The organism is Thermostichus vulcanus str. 'Rupite' (assembly GCF_022848905.1).
In the GTDB taxonomy this organism is placed as follows: Bacteria; Cyanobacteriota; Cyanobacteriia; order Thermostichales; family Thermostichaceae; genus Thermostichus; species Thermostichus vulcanus_A.
In genome coordinates, this window is record NZ_JAFIRA010000002.1 from 104948 (window position 1) to 120874 (window position 15927).

Below are 15927 nucleotides of genomic sequence, written 5' to 3' on the forward strand. Positions count from 1 at the left end.
TCGGGTGTTACCTTGAGGAGTCCTGGGTGCTGGAGGGTATGAGTCGGTCGGGAAAAACCCTGGTAGAAAGCCCAGGGCAGAAAACCTGTGTAAGGGCTGTAGGACGGAATCGAGATGAACGGGATCCCTGGTTGGACAATCGATGCGCTGGCCCTGAGTGTGTTGGCGTTGCAGGTGCCGATGGCGTTGATTTTGCTGGCTCGCTTGTTACCCTCCTTGCGTCGGCCTGCCCCTTTGCCACCCGGTATACCCGATTCTCCCCCTCTGCCCGGCTCGGTCAGCGTGATCGTGCCTACCTTGAATGAAGCGGAGCGGATCGATCCCTGTTTACAGGGTCTGCATGCTCAGGGATCCGCCCTACGGGAAGTATTGGTGGTGGATAGCCGCTCTCAAGATGGCACCCCGGAAAAGGTTTGGGCGATGGCCACACGGGATCCCCGCTTTCGGCTGGTTACGGATGATCCTTTGCCTGCGGGATGGGTGGGTCGCCCCTGGGCCTTGCACTACGGATTTCTCAAATCGGATCCTGCTTCTGAGTGGATCTTGGGCATCGATGCCGATACACGCCCGCAGCCAGGGTTGGTGGAGCGCTTGCTGGAAACTGCCCAGAATCAGGGGTTTGATCTGATCACCTTGGCACCGCAGTTTATCTTGCAGCACTGGGGAGAAGGCTGGCTGCAACCGGCTCTTTTGGTCACCTTAATTTATCGCTATGGGGCGGCAGGGGATCCCGCGGCTTTTCCGGAACGGACGATGGCCAATGGGCAATGTATGCTGGTGCGGCGGTCAGTGCTGGAATGCATGGACGGCTACACAGTGGCACGGGCCTCGTTTTGTGATGATGTGACTTTGGTCCGACAGATTGCGGCAGCAGGCTTCAAAGTGGGCTTTTGGGATGGTCGGCATCTGCTCAAGGTGCGCATGTATACTTCTTTCGGGGAGACCTGGCGGGAATGGGGTCGTTCGCTGGATTTGAAAGATGCCACCCCAACGCCGCAGTTGTGGGGGGATGTGGCCCTGTTGGTGCTTACCCAAGGGATCCCTTGGATAACAGTTGTCGGGTTATTCGCCAGCGCCGGGATGGGGGTTGCCTTCTCCCTAACAGAGCAGTTGTTGTTGGGGTTGAACCTGGGGCTGATTGCCTTCCGGTTTGGTTTGCTCGCCGGCATTCGGGGCTCTTACCAGGATCCCCCTTGGACGTTCTGGCTTTCCCCTTTGGCGGATCCCTTGGCCGTTTTAAGGATTGTTCTGTCTGCGCTCAGTCGGCCCCGCGCTTGGCGAGGACGCACCTATTAGTTAAGCGATCCAGATAGGAATTATTAAGATTGTAAGAATTACCATTGAATAATTTTTTTCTGGACAGCCGTCATACACATGGCAACGCGGGCATTGATCTCATCCTCCGACTCAAAGATATCCAGCTTCTCTTTCAACCTTTGAATACAGTTTTGTACGGTCTTTTTGCTGGTGTGAATGCGGTCAGCAATGGCCTGATCCGTGAGGGCTTCTTTACAGAGTAAGTTCAAGACTTCGATTTCCCGTTCTGTCAACTTGGTCAGACCCCGCAACTCACGCGGCATCCGCAACTCCCCATTGAGGGCACTTTTGGCCCCCTCTAGGAACACGGTGCGCCGTTCCATCTTGTTGACAGCCGCAAATCCACCCTGGTGCTTACTGATCAGGCCCACCAAGGGGGTTAGGAGCAACGGCTCACTGGAATAGGCCATCACATTCAAAGTGGGATAGGTCTCGAAAATATGGCGCAAAAACTCTAGCCCCGGTTCGGCAGACTGTTCCCCGCTGGTTTGGCCATAGAGCAAGTCACACACCACCAAATCCGGTTGTTCCCGTTGCAAGCGCAGGATCCCGTCCATCGGATTGGTTACCGTAATGCACTGGGCATCCGCCGCAATCCGTTGTAGCCACTCGCAATTGTTTTGGGCTACTTCTGGGTGATCTTCAACGATCAAAAACTTGAGCGGGGCAGTTGGGCTTTCAACCTCAGACATCAATCCACTCCTCGATGGGTTGTGCTGGCATGGACAAGACTCTTCACCGACAAGGGATCCAGCCCCTTATCAGTGACCCAGCAGGCTATCCCAGTGTAACCCCTGACCGGGATCCTGAGTTGTGCAAAGCGAGACCCAAAAGAACGGGTTAGGCTAGAGGGGATGTCAAGGGGATCCCATCTGTGGTACCACTGCGAGACCGTAACCCAACCACCCGCACGGCCTATGTTACCTATGCAATCTTGATTCTCAACATCGTGGTGTTTATCTATGAGTTAACCCTTTCACCACAGGAGTTGGCAGCCTTTTTCCGCGAGTGGGCGGTAGTACCTGCCGAGCTAACGGCCAGTTTTCAAGGGGAAGTCACGTCTTCCGTGCGTCCGGAATGGGTGACCCTGTTCACCTCACAGTTTTTGCATGGCGGTTTTTTACACATTGCCGGAAACATGCTCTTTTTGTGGGTATTTGGCAACAATGTCGAAGATCGCTTGGGCCATGTACGCTACCTGATTTTTTATCTCACCTGTGGGGCCTTAGCAGCCCTAACCCAATGGTTTTTTGACATGGGATCCACTATCCCTTCACTGGGGGCAAGTGGTGCAATTGCTGGGGTGCTGGGAGCTTACATTTTGCGTTTTCCACGGGCTGAGGTGTTGACTCTGGTGCCTCTGGGTATTTTTATTACGACCATTTATGTCCCGGCCTGGGTATTTTTGGGTTTTTGGTTTGTGCAGCAGGCCTTTTATGGCATTGCCAGCCTACAGATGACCACCAATATTGGGATGCAAGGGGGAGGAATTGCCTACTGGGCCCATGCGGGTGGATTTGTGTTTGGGGCGATTTTGGGGCCGTTGATGGGATTGTTTTCGGGCAAAAGTCCCTACGATCGCCAAGCGGCTTTGCGACAACGGGAGGAGGAACTATTTTGAGACTTCTTCTCTTCTCAATTGCTCTTCCATCAGTCTTTGCTAGATGAGAATCTGTACATTAATCCCTACATCTTGTGGATACCTTAAACTGACTTAAACTTTTAAACGAATCCTACCTTGATAAGGAGCAAGTGATGGTTAGCCTATCTACCAAGCCCTTGACCTTAGAAGAGTTTCTGCAACAGCCAGAAACCCAACCCGCCAGCGAATTTATTGAGGGAGAGATTATTCAAAAGCCCATGCCACAAGGGAAACATAGCCGTATCCAGCTCAAACTAGGCAGCTTTATTAATGAGGCTTTGGAGCCTCCGCGGGTGGCAATGGCCCTCCCAGAGTTGTGTTGCACCTTTGCTGGGCGAGCTATTGTACCGGATATTTCTGTGATCACTTGGGATCGGATCCCTGTGGATGAAGATGGGACAATTCAAAATCTAATCCCCTTTTGCCCTGATTGGGTGATTGAGGTTTTATCTCCTGATCAAAACCAAACGAAACTCATTAAAAAAGTCTTGAGTTGCTTAGCTCACGGATGTCAGATGGGGTGGATCGTAGATCCTGAAGAAAAAATGGTTTTGACCTATCCTGCTCAGCAGCAACCAACTTTGCATGAGGATCCCCAAGACATGATTCAAACACCTGCATTTGCTCAAGGGATCCAACTCACGGTTGAGACTTTGTTTGGATGGATGCAAGTGAACCAGTAAAGAGCATCAAAATAGGGCACAGAGAAGCCCTCGACTATCTCCACTATCGGCAGTCCTCTACCCAAGCCGGGATCCGATTCAGCAGGGTTTTGAGTTGAGATTTGAGCTGGCGATAGTGAGGTTCATGGCGCTCCACCAGTTGCCAAAAAGCGGCGGAGTGATTGAGATGAACGGTGTGGCACAACTCATGAATTAGCACATAGCGCACCACCGCTGTGGGTAGAAACAAAAGCTTGTCATTCAGGCTGATATGCCCTTGTCGGGAACAACTGCCCCAGCGGGTTCGTTGGCTACGCAGGGTGAGACGAGCAAAGGGCAAACTCAAGTCCCGACTGAGCTGATGGATCCAGGGATCCAAACAGGCTTTGGCCTGACTGCGTAACCACCTCCGCAAAAGGGCACAACATAGATCGGGGCTATCCTGTCCACGGTTTAGCCGTAGGATCCCATCCCGCTCCTGCCAGGTAGGTGGGCCGCCGCTGGGTTGGTAGAGGACAGACCATTCGGTACGGGTGTTTGGGGTGGGGTGGGCGGGCAGGCAAATGCGCTCCGGCAAAAGTGGAGTGGGTTGAACGGGCCTTTGTAGCTGGTGTTGGACCCAGGCGGTAGAGTTGCGCAGGATATCCGGGATCCGCCTGCGGTCAAACCCGGTTGGGATCACCAGTTCCAAACCTCGGCGGGGGGAATACTTTAGGATCACCCGGCGGGCCCGTGCACTTTCTCGGATGCAGGGATTCGGCCAAGGCTCCTCCCAATTCGCCTCCGCCCGCTCTGGGAATAAGTCAAATAAGTTCAGTTGTTCAGCGCTCATGCCCGATCAAGATTTGAGAAAATCCACCAACTGCTGCAACCGCGCCCAGGCGGCTCCACTGGCCAGAATGTCTTGGGCCTGAGCAATACCGGCTCCCCAATCTGGGGCGGCTCCTGCCACCTGCAACGCCAAAGCAGCATTCAGGGCCACCACATCCCGCTGGGCCGGTTCCCCGGATCCCTGCAGGACTTGGGTGAGGATAGCGGTGTTTTCGGCCAATTCCCCACCTTTCAGAGCTTGGGTGGGAGCTGAGGTCAGCCCATAGTCTCGCGGATCGAGAACTTCTGCCTGTACCGTTCCCCCCGCCAATACCCCCAAATCGGTCGGTTGATCCAGTCCTGCCTCATCCAGTCCCTCCCGGCTGTGCAACACAATCGCCCCTTCGCGTCCCAACAGCTGTAAGGCTTCCGCCAGAATCGGCACCAAGTCTTGAGCGTAAACGCCGATCACCTGCCGATTGGGATAAAAAGGGTTCACCAACGGGCCTAGCAAATTGAAAATGGTGCGTATCTTCAAGGCCCGCCGATAGGGTACCACCGCTCGCATGGCCGGATGCCAGTTGGGGGCAAACAAAAACGTAATCCCCACTTCGCTAGCAGCAGCCCGAACCCGCTCCGGCTCAGCTGCCAAATTTACCCCCAGCGCCTCCAGCACATCCGCCGATCCCACTTTGCTTGAAGCCGAACGATTGCCATGCTTCACCACTGGGATCCCTGCCGCGCTGACCACAAAGGCCACCGCAGTGGAGATATTAAAGGTGCCTGCCCCATCGCCACCCGTGCCACAGGTATCCACCAGTAGGGGTAAATCCAGAGGGGATCCGATCGAAGCCCGCTGCAGCACCCGTGCCATTCCGGCCAATTCGCTGGCACTGACTCCCTTCGCCTGGAGAGCAGCCAGGATCGCCCCCGACACCACATCCGGCACCTGATGATCCAGCCAGCCATTCATAAGTTGCTCGGCTTGAGCTTCGCTCAGGGACTGTCGATCCAGCAGTTGCGCCAAAAGCTGGGGCCAGAGGTCGGCAGCGTCCGTCATACGGGAGGTTCCTAGGGGGAGCGTAAAGGGTTTATAGGTACTGTACCAGCCCTCCCCTTACGAAAAGTAGCGTAAAGCCCCCGGTTTCTAACCGGGGGATATAAGCGCACAGGCTGAATTTATTCAGCAACAGAAATAGTACATACAATAGTCCCCATGAAACGGGTCACCACCACACTCAAGCTCAAGTTTCTTGACCTCAATGCGGTCAAAGCAGAGATGTTTGCCCAGACGGTTTGTGCGACAACCGCACTGGCAAACGAACTGCTCCGCATCAGTCCAAAGGAACGAAAAGCATTAACAACCGCCAAAGTGGTGACACCACTCAAGTCGGCCCTCTCCAACCAAGTGATTCGTGTCCTGAAGGGGAAAGCCGGCCAGCGGGTCAAGCACTTCAAAGTGTTCTGGCCAGAGGTCAACAACCAAAACTGGAAGCTGCACAAAGTAGGTAGCACCTACTCGGTGAGTTTTCCCACAATTCAGGGTGACAAGCGGGTTCCCCTTGAGGTTGGCAGTTCCTACTATGCCGAGCGTCTTGAGCGCATCCTGGCTGAGCAGGATTGTGAACGGGGAACCTTGAAACTCATGAAGCTACGGGGCTGTTGGTACGCGGTTGTATCTATCACTTGGGAAGTTCCCGAGGTGAAGAGTACGGAACGGTTAGGTGTTGACCGGGGGCAGAACCGTTTGGCAGTGGCGGCCACCCGTTGGGGTCGGGCGGTGTTTTTTGGGGGTGGAGAGGTAGCCTATCGTCGTCGTCGTTTCCAGAAGCGTCGTGCCCAGTTGCAACAGGCGGGTAAATACCGAGCACTCAAGCGACTGGAGCGCAAAGAAGCCCGTTGGATGAGGGCAGTCAACCACACCGTTAGCCGTCGCATTGTGCGGTTTGCCAAGGCGGTGAATGCGGATGTGTGGATGGAAGACCTCTCAGGTATCCGCCAATCCAGACAGAGCCAGAAGGCGCGTTCGGATGCCGGGAAATCGCGCCATACCTGGTCGTACTACGACTTGGAGTGGAAGGTTGCCTACAAACTGGAAATGGCAGGTAGAACTCTACACAAGCGCCCTGCTGCCTACACATCCAAAACCGACCACAGGACAGGATTGATTGGGAAAAGGAGTGGGCATTTGTTCACCGGGCAGGACGGGTATTGCTGTGATGCCGACTGGAATGCCGCAATGAACCTAGCCCAGTGGGACGGGTTTTCGTGTCCTTTGAGTCTAAAAGAAGCCGTATCTGTAATGGGTACGGTCGGCTCAGGGGATGGGGTATTTGGCAATCCCCTGAACTCCATGAATCCCTCACAGCTTCAAGCTGTGGGGAGCTAGAAGGGAGAATCCCCCGGTTTCTAACCGGGGGAGTGTCAAAAATCTCGAATCCAAGGGATCCGCGAAAGGGGCAAACGTCTCCAGATTCCTTCGCTCCCTTCTGGATCCGCCAAACGCCAAGCCAGTAACCCTGCCGCCGAGAGGAGTATCAATGCCAGAAGCAGGGTGATGCCGTTTTGTAGGGTTTTCAAAATCTGCCAGAGCTGCGCCCCCGTTGAGTTTTCTTGAGCAGGAGCCGATTTCGCCTGCCGCGGTTGAGATGGCGGCTTTGAAGCCTCAGGAGAGGGTGTCAAGGGGCGGGCCGGGGCGGAGTTCGCGGGCCCCTGAGCAGGGGCAGAGGCAGAACCCAGGGTGGAGGCGGGAATGGCGGGCCCTGGCAACCGATTCAGAGCCGTTACCACTGCTTGCGGGCGCTGAGAGGCGCGCATCCATTGGTTCAGCTCCGCGAGGGAGATGGCGCAGAGATTGGCATGGCCCAGCGCTTGAATTCGCCCCACCAGAGGCCGATCGTTGCTCACCAACACCACCAAGGTTCCCGGTTGTTGCTGGGCCAAGGCATAGGCACACTCGGCAACTGCCTCTTCCAAACGGGCCCGCTGGCTCATGGACTGTCCGGCAGGGTTGATCCCGCCCACCAGCGCACTGGCTTCGGAGACTTGAAACCCCAAGCTGGGCCACTGGCGCAAAAACTCGCGGGCGACGGCTTCTTCTTGAGGCTCAATCGCCTGTCGGGTGAGGCGCTCCAGCTCCGTCATCACGGCACGGGGCAGCACGCAAACCCCAAAACGTCCCCATTCTTGCCACAGGGCTAGGCGACCGGCCAAAATCACCGGGCTATCGAAAATCAGGAGGGGTGGGATCTCGGCCATAAGGTGTGCTAAGGGTTTCCTCAATTGTGCGGGTTTCCCGTCAGCTTGGGTAGCTGGGATCCCTCGGCGGGCGCAATGCAGAGGCGAATCGCTTGCGGGTACAGCCGGTGTTCTTGGACTTGAATGCGTTGGTAAAGGGACGCCACGGTGTCGTCTGGCAAAACCGGCACGGCTGCCTGGGCGACAATCGGGCCGCTATCCATCTCCAAGGTGACCAGATGCACAGTGCAACCGGTAATTTTTACCCCGTACTCTAGGGCTTGCTCAACGGCGTGTAACCCCTTAAAGCTGGGCAACAGACTGGGATGCAGGTTCAAAATCCGCCCCGGATAAGCTGCAATCAGCACTTCGGTCACCAAACGCATCCACCCGGCCATGATCACCCATTCCACCCGATACTGCTTGAGCACCTCAATCATGGCCGCATCCAAGGCTTCCCGTTGCGGATATTCACGGTGGTTGAGGAGAACGCACGGGATCCCCCATTGTTCTGCCCGCTGGCGCACATAGGCAGTGGGGTTATTGGTGATGACAACGGCAATTTGGGCTTTCAAGTCTCCCGACTGGATGGCTTGGGCAATCGCGGCAAAGTTGCTGCCGTTGCCGGAAGCCAAAATCCCCAAACGGACGGGATCCGATGGGGCTGGGATCTCAACAGGATCTGGCCAGAGCAGACTGGGTTGGCCCATAGGGGTTGCTATTGCAGAATCGGAAGTCTCGCTATTTTAGATCCCTGAGGGGTCTAGGCGGATTGGATCCCTGCGGGTACTGTGAAAGGACAAAATGGGTAAAGTACGCTGGTGAAGTCATGACACCTGAGCAAGAAACCCTATTGGTTAATGCTGTAGGCAGCCTAACGAGTACTACGGAAACCCTAAGTCAAACTGTTGCAACCCTGAGTCGTACTGTCCAGAATCATGAGGTGTTGATCGCTGAAATCCGAGAGGGGCAAGCGATGCTAGCTCAGTATTTCCGAGAGGCGCTTGACCGGTTTGATGAACGAACCCGTGCCATTGAGCGCCGTACCGACGAGATGAGTGCAGAGATGCAAGAGATGAGATCAGAAATGCGGGAGATGCAGCAGGAAATTCGGGACTTACGTCGAGATTTCCTGGAGTTTTTGCAAAAATAAACCCCAGGGGTCGGGGTTGTATCTTTCAGCATCTGGTTTAGATTGGGGAAACATTGTCACAAGTCTTGCCACTAGGTGTGAGAAAATGCCTCACTTCCGGGGACAACGCAGACGGGTTTGGATCTGGGGGATGATCGCGGTTCTGGCCGGGTTGACGGGATCCCTGCTGACGGGAGTGGGGCAGAACCCGGTAGCACAAGCACAGCAGGGCTTGAGTCAAACCCAACTGGAGCAGGCTCAGTATGTCCGCAGTTGCGGCAGTTGCCATGTGGCCCTGCCCGCCCAAGTGTTGCCCACCGAAACCTGGCGACGGTTACTCCAGGATCCCAACCACTACGGCCAGCAGATTCAACCCTTGACGGGTGTGCCCCTACAGTTGGCCTGGGGGTATCTACGGTCCAATTCCCGCCCCTTGAGGCAACGGGAACCGGTGCCCTATCGCTTGGCGGATTCTCGCTATTTCCGGGCTTTGCATTTACAAGTTGAGTTTCCCAGTCCGGTGCGGGTGAGCAGCTGTGTGGATTGTCACCCCCGGGTGGATTTCGGGGACTTTGCCAGCCTCTCGCCAGATTGGCAGTCTTAAGTAGGGCGCGATGGGGAAGGTGAGTCACTCCATTGATATTGCAGCCATTTTAGAAGGCTATGCGCAGGGCTACTTCCTGATGGCGGATGAAGAGACGGGATCCCTGGATTGGTATGGCACGGAGCGGCATACGGTGATCCCCCTGGATGAGCGATTTCATTGTCCCCGTTCTTTGCGACCGCTGGTACGCAGTGAGCGCTTTCAGGTGCAGATCAATGCTGCGTTTGACCAAGTAGTGGAAGGATGCGCGGCCCGTCCCCAAACCTGGATTAGCCCGCAGCTCAAGCAGATCTATAGGGCTTTGCATCGGGCGGGGTTTGCCCACAGCTTTGAAACTTGGCAGGGAGACACACTGGCGGGCGGGATCCTGGGCATCACGATTGGGGCGGCGTTTATCGGTGAGTCAATGTTCTACCGCATTCCCAATGGTTCCAAGGTGGCGATGGTGAAGCTGGTGCAACACTTGCGGGCGCGGGGGTTTCGTCTGTTCGATGCTCAGTTGATGAACCCCCACTTGGCCCGTTTTGGTGCCTTTGAAATGGATGGCCCAGCTTACTGGCAGCTGTTGCAACAGTGTATTGGGATCCCCTGTACCTTTGCCTAAACCTGTTATTCAGCCTGTTGCGAGGGAACCGCAAAATCCTCTTTATCTAGCGGGCGGATTGAGCTAATCTAAAGCTATTGTTAATTTCTCGCCTTCAAGCATCTTGATGTCGCAGCCTGTTTCTCCTGACACAGAGCCCAAGGCTTCCCCCACAGCTCCACAAATGAGCTATACCCGCTTGGCCATGCGCAATATGGTGCGGAAAGGCAAAACCTCTCTGCTGCACTTCGCCCTCACCTCGCTGGGTTTGATCGGCGTTTTGGTGGGGCTAGCCTTTGCCTTTCATTAGCTGCCCCAGCCAACAGGGAAAGGTGTTACTCGTTACACTTAATGACGCTCCTTAAGCTTTTCGTAAGGTTAGGTGTTAGCAAGGATAAAGAGGACGGATGAGGATGGGTTCTAATCCCAAGGGCACTACAATCCCTGTTGCTCAAACGCCAACCTCTAGCCCTTACGGATTTGGCCTATGCAAACTTCTTCGCTAGATCGAACCTCCACTCGCTCTGGCCTTCGCCTGTTGTTGTTCGCTAAGAGTCGAGCCAGTATCGCTGAACTTGCCGAGCAGTTGCGTCAACATATTCAAGGGTTAGCAGGTCAATACCCTGCCAAGTTGGAAGTGGTGTTGTTGGAGGATCACCCCTATCTGGCGGAGCATTACAAGCTGGTGGTTACCCCAGCCTTGGTGAAGGCTGAGCCCTTGCCTGCTCAGGTGCTGGCGGGAGAAGATTTGTCCACACAACTGGAGGTGTGGTGGCCCCGTTGGCAAGGACAAGCGGCTTTGGCTTCCAATCAGGAGGATGCCGGGCAGGATCCTACCCCTCCGCCCACGACAGAGGCCCTGTTGCAAATGTCAGAAGAGGTGTTTTTGCTGCGCCAGGAACGGGCACAGTTGCGGGAACAGCTTCATTTCAAAGACCGCATTTTGGCGATGTTGGTTCACGATTTGCGCAGCCCCCTCACCGCCACAGCCCTAGCGGTAGAAACCCTACAGCAGGGGCGCGAGGGATCCCTGGACAAAGAACTGGAGCAACAACTGTTCGACCATGCCCGCCAGCAACTGCGCAAAATGGATGGCATGATCACCGACATCTTGGAGTCCGCCCGGGGCACGACATCGGAGCTGACCATTCGGGCTGTGGAAACCCAGTTGCCTAGCCTTTGCCAATCGGTGATCGAGGAGCTGTGGCCCCGCATCCGCGGCAAACAGTTGCAGTTTCAATCGGATATTCCGACGGATTTGCCTTCCGTGCAGGTGGATGGCGACAAGATTCGCCAAGTTTTATTCAATTTGCTGGACAATGCCATCAAATATACCCCTGCCGGGGGATCCATCCGCCTCAATGTTTTACACCGCACCAGCCAAAAGGTTCAGGTCACCGTCAGCGATACGGGGCCAGGGATCCCGGCAGCCGACCAAGAGAACATCTTCTTCGACTTGGTACGCCTGTCGCGGGATCAACAGCAGGAAGGCTATGGCATTGGCCTATCCCTGTGTCGGCGGATTGTGCGGGCCCATTACGGGCAAATTTGGGTAGAGTCTACCCCCGGTAAGGGCAGTAGCTTCCATTTCACCCTGCCGGTGTATCGAGTTTAAGTCAGTTGGGCGGGATCCAACCCCATTGTTGGGTGGAGGCGAACCAATCCAGCTCATTCCCGGTAAGAGGGATCCTCTCGATCCAACTTGCGGATAAGGGCTTGCCATTCCCGTTGCCCAATCGGGCCACCCCCCCGCTCAAACTGCCTGGCGGTATGCTCACAAACAGAGGCGGGCGGAATGACTAGGTTAGCGCTGGCGGACTGGGCTGCGATCTGGATGCGGCAGGATTGCTCCAGGTAGTACATGCGCACAAACGCTTCCGGGATGGTGCGACCCACCGTCAGCAGGCCATGATTGCGCAGGATCAGACTGTGATGGGAGCCCAGATCGGCAATCAACCGTTCCCGCTCGGCCAAATCGAGGGCAATACCTTCATAGTCGTGGTAGGCGAGATGACCATAAAACTGCATCGCAAATTGGCTGATCGGCAACAAACCCTCTGGCAAAGCGGCGACCGCCATCCCGGCGGGGGTGTGGGTGTGCAGCACGCAGCAGATATCAGGACGGGCACTGTGGATGGCACTGTGAATCACAAAGCCGGCGGGGTTAATCGGCCAGTTACTGGGTTCCACAAGGGTTCCATTTATGTCGATCTTGACCAGATTGGAGGCAGTCACCTCCTCGAACAGCAAGCCAAAGGGGTTGATCAAAAAATGGTCTTCTGGCCCCGGCAGGCGCACCGAAATGTGGGTGTAAACCAGATCATCCATGCCAAAACGGGCGATTAACCGATAGCAGGCCGCCAACTGACAGCGCAGTTCCGCTTCCGTCAGACCTTGGGCCGTGGGAGATGAAGAAGTGGGGGATGAAGAAAGGACAGAGGAGGTCATGGCAGCACCCCAACAAAGACAGTAAAGCCCCCTAGATATAGCCCATTGCCGCTAGAGAATCCGTATCCCAGGTGATCTGTCCTCGCCGATCCCTACGTCCCAACACCGGGATCCCCAACTGAGTTTCCAGGTGTGTGGCCAGGGCCGAATCCCGTTCCTCCCAATCTTCTAGATCCGAAGACACGGGAAAGTCTGGCTGGGATCCCAGCCTTTCACCCGTAGCCGTTGCACGGTCAAATCCTGGCTCACCGAGCAAAACCCAGCCCAAACAGCGGGCCCGCGCCTGGTGCACCAACGCCGCAAAGGCAGCCGCTTGGCTGATTGCTCCCCTCCTTGGCAGCGTCAGCAGAACCGGTAAGTTCCAAGCTCGGGCCAGATCCGCCCAGGTTTGCCCCGCCCCAATCGGATCTGCAAGGCTACCCCTCAAGACCAATAGAGGTTCTGCCCTCCCTTCGTGATTTAAGGTCGAGATCTGCTGCCAAAGATCCCGCAGATGTGCTTCCGTTTGCGCAAGTGGGGCGTAGCCCATGGGATCCCCATTCAGCCAGTGGTAGGAATGCCGAGAGCAAGCGACCCAAGCCTGAGCCACCTCCGCAACACTGGGGATCCCTGGCCCTGCCCAAGTGGCTGCCACCATCACACTCATGCGTCTCCACCTAAAGTCTCTGCCTCCCACAGGGTCAAAAACTGCGGCTGGATCTCGAAACCAAACACCAAAGCCATATCCCGCAGCATGGAAACCGTTCGCGTCAGCGGAACCGAGTCCTTGTCCAACGGCTGCTGTTTCAGCCAGCGCATCAGCACGAATAGTTTTTGGTAAACAAAGATTTCCAGAGCCTCTGGGTTATAGATGATCCCTTCGCGGGGGTTAAAGTGATGGGGCACCAACATCGCCGCATAGCGGGCTAGCTCCCCCCGTCGCCAATCGAGAAAGTAGGGGAACCAGGGGTAAACCGTATCCCAGCGAATGAACCAGAGGCGTACCTCCGGGATTTCCGACAACTCCCGTGGATCGTCAGGGCTACGCGGGTAGTCAATCACGCATTGCACCTGTTGGGCAGCCCGAGCGGGATCCGCCATCACGGTTTGCATCAACTCATGTCCCGGAGTCAAATCCAGGGTTTGGATGGCTTTGGCAGATAGGTAAAGGGTGATCGGCACAATTTCACAGCTAGGCGAGCACACTTGAAACAAAGCCGGGGATGTTTCACCACGTGGCCTTCTGCAGCTTATCGCAGCTCTGGAGCACCGGGATCCCCCACCTGCTCCACCGGGATCCCTAGGCGGCTGATCTCCAGGGCAAAACCCGCCGTTACCAAAAAGACCTGATCCGCCACACCTGCGACTTTCTGGGTTAACTCCCCCAACCGATCCCGAAACAACCGACCCATCGGGTAGGCTGGCACAACCCCCCACCCCACCTCCTCCGCCACCACAATCACCCACCCCGTAAAGTTCTCCAGGCTGGCCAGAAAAGACTGCACCCAGGGATCCCATTCTGAGGGGAAATAGTCTAATCCCTGCGCCACCCAACCCCCCAAGGAATCTACCAGCACACAGCAAGGTTGAGGGAGATCCCGTAGGCTGAAATCCAGTCCTGTTTCCCGAGTTTGCCAACTGGAGGGGCGCCGCTGCTGATGCTGTTGAACCCGTTCTGCCCATTCCGAATCGCTTGCTGGATCAGGTTTAGGCCCAGTCGCCAGATACAGCACCGATAAACCCGAAACCGTCGCCAGCTTTTCGGCCAGACGACTTTTGCCAGAGCGAACCGGGCCACAAATCAGGACAATCGGCATGGGGGTTAGGATGGGAACACATTCACCTAGGGTAACGAGAGCCTTGCCATGCAAGACAGACAGGATATCCAAAAAGATTCGAAAAAAGCAGCCTCTCAGTTCCCTTCGGCTCTGGGGATTGATCTTGCCCTCAGCTTGATCACTGTCCCGATTTTGCTGGGTTTGGTTGTAGCGGATCAAGCCAGAAAATGGCTGGGATCCCTCACCTGGGAGGATCCCGGTTGGTGGTTGGGGGAGCGGCTTCCCAACTTAGACAACACCACCCTCCAGGCCCGTCAGCAACAGAGGCAAAACCCTGCTCCCCTTGACCTTCAGGATCCTTGACCTTTCGTATCATGGATAAAGCAGTCTGAGTAGCAGGAGCCCCGTCCGTTGAGGAGCCGAGCCACACCATCACGAGATCTCACCTCCACACTCTCTGGGGTGTTGCTCTGGTTGAGTGCGTTTCTCTTCACAGCTGTGTTGAGTGCTTGTCTAGGTTATCTGTTTGGCCAACGAGCCCTCTCAGGGGTTTCTTCACCCGTTACTGACTCTGGCAATGCTGCGACTTCTGGCGAAGTCCGGGATCCTCGCACAGTGCCCTTGGTTAACGAAGCGCAAGTGATTACTGAAGCTGAGGCCAAACTCAAACCTCCTCCCACCCCAACGCCTCTGGTCGCCGCTACCCCCCCTCCGACCCCAACGCCAACCCCGACCCCCACCCCCAGCCTTTCCCCGGAGCTGGCGGAGGCCCCCACGCCTCCACCGACGCCGGTTGCTGCTACTCCAACTCCACCCCCAACTCCAACACCCTCTCCAGTCATTCGCACCCCTCCGCCTCAGCAAATTGCTGCTAGCGGGCAGGTTTCTATGCAGGTACTCTCAGCTCGTCGAGAGGGAGGTCAGGTGGTTCTCAATGTGGCCATGCAAAACAACTCAGCGGAAACGGTGCGCTTCCTCTACAGCTTCATGAACATCACCGATGACAATGGACGGGCGATCAATGCCCTTACCCAGGGTCTGCCCGGGGAACTGCCCCCCAATAGTCAGGTGTTTCAGGGAACCATCCGTATCCCCGCTTCTAGCCTGGCCGGATCCCGGGCACTGTCGGTGAGCTTAGCGGATTACCCTAGCCGACGCCACCAGTTGAGAGTGAGTGGGATCCCTGTGCCGCAGTAGGCTTACAGCCCTTTTGCGAGTTTTCTACAACAATGCTTGTGTCCCTGACAGCTTTTGGAATGAGGGACTGGGTTACATATGTACCCTGTGCAGGGTGACTAGCATTGCCCCATGGGCCGCCATGACCCTCCGGGTCGTCCGTAGGACAATGACCCTCCCGTCCGTAGGACGAGAGGCGTTGGCAAAGCAGACAGACGCGCTAGCGTGCCCTGGGTGCAAAGGGCTATAACTCAGTGCAAAGCCATCGTCAGCAATCCCTGCTGTCCCAGCAAGATCTCCCGCAATAAAGTAACCAAGCCTACCCAAACGACCGGGGCCATATCTACTCCTCCCAAAGGGGGGATCAGCTTGCGAGTTGGCCGCAGCAGAAATTCCGTTGCCCCGATCACCCAGGAGTAGGGCAGACGGGAAGTATCCAGTTGTGGGTACCAAGAAAGAAAGATCCGCAGTACGAACAGCAGGGTGTAAATTGCCAGCAATGGGCTAAGCACCCAAGAGGTAATAATCGGCAGCATAGATTGCCCAGGCAACAGGTTTG

21 protein-coding genes are annotated in these 15927 nt (G+C 56.0%); 11 read left to right on the forward strand and 10 right to left on the reverse strand.

Going from position 1 to position 15927, the window contains the following annotated elements:
• Positions 1 to 114 precede the first annotated feature (114 nt).
• Positions 115 to 1296: a glycosyltransferase family 2 protein gene (locus JX360_RS01675; protein ID WP_244348747.1), complete on the forward strand. Its 1182-nt coding sequence runs from the start codon at positions 115 to 117 to the stop codon at positions 1294 to 1296.
• 38 nt (positions 1297 to 1334) lie between these two features.
• On the opposite strand, the gene JX360_RS01680 is transcribed toward JX360_RS01675, so the two are convergent.
• Positions 1335 to 2009, reverse strand: coding sequence for a LuxR C-terminal-related transcriptional regulator (locus JX360_RS01680; RefSeq protein ID WP_244348748.1), 675 nt, complete (start codon positions 2007 to 2009; stop codon positions 1335 to 1337).
• Positions 2010 to 2191: 182 nt separating this feature from the next.
• On the opposite strand from JX360_RS01680, the gene JX360_RS01685 reads away from it, so the two are divergent.
• Together JX360_RS01685 and JX360_RS01690 are read left to right on the forward strand one after the other, a co-directional pair.
• Complete coding sequence (locus JX360_RS01685) at positions 2192 to 2938, forward strand: rhomboid family intramembrane serine protease (RefSeq protein ID WP_244348749.1); 747 nt, start codon at positions 2192 to 2194, stop codon at positions 2936 to 2938.
• Between the two features lie 134 nt (positions 2939 to 3072).
• Positions 3073 to 3642 (forward strand): Uma2 family endonuclease, encoded by a 570-nt coding sequence (locus tag JX360_RS01690; RefSeq protein WP_244348750.1) that lies wholly within the window; start codon positions 3073 to 3075, stop codon positions 3640 to 3642.
• A 43-nt stretch (positions 3643 to 3685) separates the two neighbouring features.
• Here the strand turns inward: JX360_RS01690 and JX360_RS01695 are convergent, their stop codons facing one another.
• Entirely contained in the window at positions 3686 to 4453 is a 768-nt protein-coding gene (locus tag JX360_RS01695) for a M48 family metallopeptidase (protein WP_244348751.1), read from the reverse strand.
• 6 nt (positions 4454 to 4459) lie between these two features.
• A complete protein-coding gene (trpD, locus tag JX360_RS01700) occupies positions 4460 to 5491 on the reverse strand; it encodes an anthranilate phosphoribosyltransferase (protein ID WP_244348752.1) in 1032 nt (343 codons plus the stop codon).
• Positions 5492 to 5647: 156 nt separating this feature from the next.
• Between trpD and JX360_RS01705 the strand changes: the two genes are divergently transcribed.
• A complete protein-coding gene (locus JX360_RS01705) occupies positions 5648 to 6820 on the forward strand; it encodes an RNA-guided endonuclease TnpB family protein (protein ID WP_244348753.1) in 1173 nt (390 codons plus the stop codon).
• A gap of 35 nt (positions 6821 to 6855) precedes the next feature.
• On the opposite strand, the gene JX360_RS01710 is transcribed toward JX360_RS01705, so the two are convergent.
• Positions 6856 to 7689, reverse strand: a complete 834-nt coding sequence (locus JX360_RS01710; protein ID WP_244348754.1) for a PIN domain-containing protein — start codon at positions 7687 to 7689, stop codon at positions 6856 to 6858.
• A 20-nt stretch (positions 7690 to 7709) separates the two neighbouring features.
• Entirely contained in the window at positions 7710 to 8378 is a 669-nt protein-coding gene (gene purN, locus JX360_RS01715) for a phosphoribosylglycinamide formyltransferase (RefSeq protein ID WP_244348755.1), read from the reverse strand.
• Positions 8379 to 8497: 119 nt separating this feature from the next.
• On the opposite strand from purN, the gene JX360_RS01720 reads away from it, so the two are divergent.
• From JX360_RS01720 to JX360_RS01740, 5 genes are all read left to right on the forward strand, one after another.
• Positions 8498 to 8821, forward strand: a complete 324-nt coding sequence (locus JX360_RS01720) for a hypothetical protein (protein ID WP_244348756.1) — start codon at positions 8498 to 8500, stop codon at positions 8819 to 8821.
• Positions 8822 to 8951: 130 nt separating this feature from the next.
• Complete coding sequence (locus JX360_RS01725) at positions 8952 to 9404, forward strand: diheme cytochrome c (RefSeq protein WP_244348757.1); 453 nt, start codon at positions 8952 to 8954, stop codon at positions 9402 to 9404.
• 19 nt (positions 9405 to 9423) lie between these two features.
• On the forward strand, positions 9424 to 10008 hold the full coding sequence (aat, locus tag JX360_RS01730; protein ID WP_341830515.1) for a leucyl/phenylalanyl-tRNA--protein transferase: 585 nt from the start codon (positions 9424 to 9426) through the stop codon (positions 10006 to 10008).
• A gap of 106 nt (positions 10009 to 10114) precedes the next feature.
• Positions 10115 to 10297: a DUF3285 domain-containing protein gene (locus tag JX360_RS01735; protein WP_244348758.1), complete on the forward strand. Its 183-nt coding sequence runs from the start codon at positions 10115 to 10117 to the stop codon at positions 10295 to 10297.
• A 177-nt stretch (positions 10298 to 10474) separates the two neighbouring features.
• Positions 10475 to 11602, forward strand: a complete 1128-nt coding sequence (locus JX360_RS01740) for a histidine kinase (RefSeq protein WP_244348759.1) — start codon at positions 10475 to 10477, stop codon at positions 11600 to 11602.
• Positions 11603 to 11655: 53 nt separating this feature from the next.
• Here the strand turns inward: JX360_RS01740 and JX360_RS01745 are convergent, their stop codons facing one another.
• The 4 genes from JX360_RS01745 to cobU form a co-directional block, all read right to left on the reverse strand.
• Entirely contained in the window at positions 11656 to 12435 is a 780-nt protein-coding gene (locus JX360_RS01745; protein WP_244348760.1) for a class II aldolase/adducin family protein, read from the reverse strand.
• Between the two features lie 31 nt (positions 12436 to 12466).
• Positions 12467 to 13081 carry a P-loop NTPase family protein gene (locus JX360_RS01750; protein WP_244348761.1) on the reverse strand — a complete coding sequence of 205 codons (615 nt, stop codon included), beginning with the start codon at positions 13079 to 13081 and terminating at the stop codon, positions 12467 to 12469.
• A complete protein-coding gene (locus tag JX360_RS01755) occupies positions 13078 to 13596 on the reverse strand; it encodes a CRR6 family NdhI maturation factor (RefSeq protein ID WP_244348762.1) in 519 nt (172 codons plus the stop codon). The genes JX360_RS01750 and JX360_RS01755 overlap by 4 nt, the downstream gene beginning before the upstream one ends.
• 68 nt (positions 13597 to 13664) lie before the next feature.
• Entirely contained in the window at positions 13665 to 14231 is a 567-nt protein-coding gene (cobU, locus tag JX360_RS01760; protein WP_244348763.1) for a bifunctional adenosylcobinamide kinase/adenosylcobinamide-phosphate guanylyltransferase, read from the reverse strand.
• A 48-nt stretch (positions 14232 to 14279) separates the two neighbouring features.
• Here cobU and JX360_RS01765 point away from each other — a divergent pair, with 48 nt between their 5' ends.
• Entirely contained in the window at positions 14280 to 14555 is a 276-nt protein-coding gene (locus JX360_RS01765) for a hypothetical protein (protein ID WP_244348764.1), read from the forward strand.
• Positions 14556 to 14666: 111 nt separating this feature from the next.
• Positions 14667 to 15389 carry a hypothetical protein gene (locus tag JX360_RS01770; protein WP_244348765.1) on the forward strand — a complete coding sequence of 241 codons (723 nt, stop codon included), beginning with the start codon at positions 14667 to 14669 and terminating at the stop codon, positions 15387 to 15389.
• Between the two features lie 230 nt (positions 15390 to 15619).
• Here the strand turns inward: JX360_RS01770 and JX360_RS01775 are convergent, their stop codons facing one another.
• The gene (locus JX360_RS01775) at positions 15620 to 15904 is read right to left on the reverse strand and encodes a YggT family protein (protein WP_244348766.1); all 285 of its coding nucleotides are present in this window, start codon (positions 15902 to 15904) and stop codon (positions 15620 to 15622) included.
• Between the last annotated feature and the right edge of the window lie 23 nt (positions 15905 to 15927).